This is a genomic window from Mesorhizobium sp. M4A.F.Ca.ET.090.04.2.1 (assembly GCF_003999085.1).
Classification (GTDB): Bacteria; Pseudomonadota; Alphaproteobacteria; order Rhizobiales; family Rhizobiaceae; genus Mesorhizobium.
In genome coordinates this window covers 1-4,109 of record NZ_RZOT01000541.1, presented here as the reverse complement: position 1 = coordinate 4,109, position 4,109 = coordinate 1, and the positions used below count along the sequence as shown (strand labels likewise).

General features: G+C 57.3%; 3 protein-coding genes. All 3 read left to right on the top strand.

What is annotated here, in order from left to right:
- On the top strand, positions 1-928 hold a 928-nt coding region (locus EN781_RS27625), incomplete at its 5' end, for an FAD-dependent monooxygenase (RefSeq protein ID WP_127400521.1).
- A gap of 256 nt (positions 929-1,184) precedes the next feature.
- The gene (locus EN781_RS27620) at positions 1,185-3,005 is read left to right on the top strand and encodes an EAL domain-containing protein (RefSeq protein WP_236387765.1); all 1,821 of its coding nucleotides are present in this window, start codon (positions 1,185-1,187) and stop codon (positions 3,003-3,005) included.
- A complete protein-coding gene (locus tag EN781_RS34565) occupies positions 2,911-3,393 on the top strand; it encodes a transposase (protein WP_329609615.1) in 483 nt (160 codons plus the stop codon). The genes EN781_RS27620 and EN781_RS34565 overlap by 95 nt, the downstream gene beginning before the upstream one ends.
- Positions 3,394-4,109 lie beyond the last annotated feature (716 nt).

Genomic DNA, 4,109 nt, shown 5'->3' with positions numbered 1-4,109 from the left:
CGTGCTCAACGGCTCGAGCGCATTCGCTCTTCGTTTCGATCCTCCCAGCAACTCTGGAGAACCGCTGGGGGTTTTGGTTCCAAATTGCCGGATCCGCGAGGCGCTGTTCAAAATCGTCCGCTTGCAGGATCGCGCCCGGCTGTTGTGCGGCCACTCGGTCGTCGATGCAACAAACAGCCAAGAAGGAGCAGTCGTAACGCTCTCTAATGGCGCGCGTTTAACTGCTCGGCTTGTTGTTGCCGCGGATTCGCGTTTGTCCGCCACGCGTGATCTGCTGGGCATCGGCGCCGATATCAACCGGCTTGGCCACTCGATGCTGATTTGCCGAGTGAGGCACGAGCGCGCCCACCACCAGATCGCCATCGAATGGTTCGATCACCATCAGACGATAGCGATATTGCCCCTCGCGGAGGGCGTGTCGTCGCTGCTGCTCACATTGCGCTCAAACGAGGCCTATAGACTGCTTGCCTTCGATGACGATTTGTTCCTGTCGGAGTTGACGAAACTGTGTCGAGGGCGCCTTGGAAAAATGACCTTGGCAAGCAAGCGCCATACCTATCCGCTGGTCACGACCTGGGCGCACAAATTCCGGGCCCCGAGCGCCGCACTCATCGGCGACGCTGCCATCGGCATGCACCCGGTGACCGCTCACGGATTCAACATCGGTCTCAGCAGCCAGAAGCAACTCGCCCGTGGAATCATGACTGCGTGCCGCGACGGCCGCAATGTTGGCGACCCCGACATGCTGCACATATACGAAAGGCGGCTGCGCCTGTCGGCGGCGCCGCTCTACCATGCAACGAACATACTGGTTGGACTCTACTCCAGAGACCACCTGGCGGCACGGCTTGCAAGGCATCTGGGGCTTCGCTTTGCCCAACATGTTCCCCTTGTCCGGCATGGGATTTCGGCGGAGCTCCAGCGGTGATACTGCACCAGCAGTTGCATTTTGCGCGATGTGCTGGGCGAGCGATGGGAGAGAGTGCATCATGCGCCGGAGTAATCCTGCTCCCGACGCTGATCTCCGATTGAAGAATTAACCCGTCCTTCAGGGGGGCTGCATAGGCTGCGGACAAGCAGGAGTAAGCAAGCTGACCCGTCCAGCCCTGGAAAAAGAAGATCCGCTGGAGGCGAGAATCCTTCAGGACCAGCTCGCTGATCTGAGGGCAGGCCTTTTCGTCTCAATGCCGATAAGCATTGTGCTGTCCGGGCTGATTTTGACCGTGCAGGCCCTTTCCGGGAACGGTCTTGCTGGCGCGGCCTGGTTTTCGGTCGTTAATGCGATAAATGCCGCCCGCCTTGCACTCGCCCGTCATCAGCTGAAGGAACCCGGAGTCCAGGATGATCTGACACGGGTTTGGCTGCGGCTTCGCTGGTTTGGCAGGCTTGCTCTTCTGGCGGGATTCACCTGGTCATTCCTTGCCGTCCTAACGGCTGGGTACACGACGTCTCAAGCATCGCTGCATCTAATAATTCTGGCGGGCATTTCAGCTGGCGCGGTCACGTACGGCAGCTCATATGCTGCGGCAGCGATATACTTCATCACACCGCCACTCCTCATTGCCGCCGCATGCTTGCTGACGAAGGGAACCCTGGAAAACTACATTCTGGCTTTTGCCGTCCTGCTTTTCGAGGGCGGCCTGGCTCGAGCCTCGTTCGTTGGACAAGCGCGCTTCCGTGACGCGAGCCGCCTGAGACATCAAGCCGAGCGGCTTGCCGCGGAAATGGAGCGCAATTCCAGGGAGGACCATCTTACCGCGCTCCTCAACAGGCGCGGCCTCGAACATGCAATCGATCAGTTTGAGAACACTGATGGGCCCTTTGTGGCCATGCTGATTGATCTGGATGGGTTCAAATCTGTCAACGATACCTACGGTCACAGAACGGGTGACGAGCTGCTTGCCAGGATCGCCCGCCGAATAGAGGAAGAAGCACCGGAGGGCTCAACGCTCGCCCGCATCGGTGGCGATGAATTCGTGCTGGTTTTTTCCTCGCTTAGAAATTCGCCTTCTCCCAGCAATCTCGCATCCAATCTCATATCCAAGCTTGCTCGCCCCTATCCTGGCGTCGCCTCCGTCCGGATCGGGGCATCCATAGGAATATACTCGGCTAAAAACCCGGGGCTGACGGAAATGTTGTTGCGGGCGGACATCGCCCTTTACACAGCTAAGCGCCGTGGCAGGAACGAATTTTGCCTGTTCGATGCCGAGCTCGACCGGGAACTGCAACGCCGCCAGTCAATCGAACGCGATCTTCATTCGGCGATAAAGACGAGAAGCTTGGGCCCTTGGTTCCAGCCAATCGTAAGACTCGACACCGAAGCTGTGATCGGTTTTGAAGGGTTGCTAAGGTGGTCCCATCCGATTCACGGTTCCATCTCTCCGCCCGAAATCATGACAGCGGCACGCGAAACCGGAATGCTCCAGCTGCTAACTCAAGCTGTATTTTCCGAATGTTGCGCTTTTATCGACGCCTTGGTGAAAGCTGACTGTCGTGATGTTCGTGTGACGATGAACGTTTCACCGCGCGAATTGGAGGCCGGCGATATCGACGAAATGGTTCTGAATGGTCTGGCGGCAAAGGACCTCCCTGCAACGATGTTCGAAATTGAGATAACAGAAGAATCGCCCGTGGACCCGGACAGGGTCGATGAAAAGCTCGGACGGCTTTCACATGCCGGCATTTCCATCGCGCTCGATGTCTTCGGCACCGGCTTTTCCACGTTGGCATCGCTCAAGGACAGTCGGATAAGGAAGGTGAAAATAGACCAGGGCTTCATTCGCGGTTTAGCCAAATCGCGGGAGGATCGGCTGCTTGTCAAAACCGTGATCGATCTTGGTCGGACGCTCGGGATCGAGGTCATGGCCGAGGGCGTCGAGACAGAGGCGGATCGGCAAACTCTGCACAAGCTTGGCTGCAAAACCGCTCAGGGCTTCCTGTTCTCCAAGGCGGTGCCACTCAGCCAAGCGCTTGGTTTGGCAGTTAAAGAGCGCCAGGAGTTGTGACCGGCATCCGCCATTCGCTCACGCGCGCCACCTCGCCGGGTTCAGCGGTATCCTGCAAGTGGATGGCTACTCGGCCTATACCAACCTGGTCAAGGCACGGGACAAAGCCGGCAGCAATGAAACAATCCGGCTCGCCGGGTGCTGGGCTCACCTGCGGCGCAAATTCTACGACCTGCACATCAGCGGGATCTCGCAGGGCCGCGACGGGTTCGATCACCGCCATGACCGAATTGTGGAAGGTCGAGACAAGGTTCGTGGCAAGGATGCTGGAAGCCGCGCCGCGCTGCGTCAGGAAAAGTCCGTGGCCATTGTCGCGAGCCCCTTCGATCTATGGGAAGCGGAACTGGGCAAGGTCTCGGGGAAATCCAAAACCGCCTTGCGGGGCTGACCTTCCATCTGGTCCGTGGTTAGCTGATAGGCGGTTTATTTGTCGTGCAACGTGCTCTTTCAGCCTAAGCTGCTCCACGCGTGGGGTACCAAATGTCAGACTTTCACCACTAGGAAATCGCGAACGGGCGCGGCGCTTACTGGCCGCATTGCCGCAAAATAGCGTCGGAAGGTGGGATCGGCGTGACGTTGTTACTCAGAGTGAGTGGTCCCGAGAGTTGAGGGCAGAATCGAAATTCGCGTGTTCCTATAGCGCATCTCCGATCGGGGGCCATCGCCACGAGCAGCAGATGAGGCAATGCGAAGCTTGGTCGATCGACAGAGTGATGCGGCACGACATCCATTTCCTACCAGCCCATTCCCCCCGATACAGCCGCGCGTCTACTCGAACCTAGAGCTGTCGAGCATGAGCAAACACCGTCCTTGTTGTGTTCTGAGAACTCCAGCTTTACCTCGCCGAATGGCAGCTCGCAAATGATGCAATCAAAAGTGTGCATACCGCGGCAGCGACCACATTGTTTCAGTCTTTTCAACAGCGTAAGAATCTGACGGTATTTTTGACGGTACTCACTGGTTGTGTGACTTAAATTAAGTAATTGAAACAATCAGGTACGGCCTTAATTGATGATTGAGTAGGGGGAAGACCTGCGAAATTCGGCGAAGGGGCTATTTTAGCGTAGAGCATGCGGTTTATCTGCGGCCTTGTGACTATCGGAC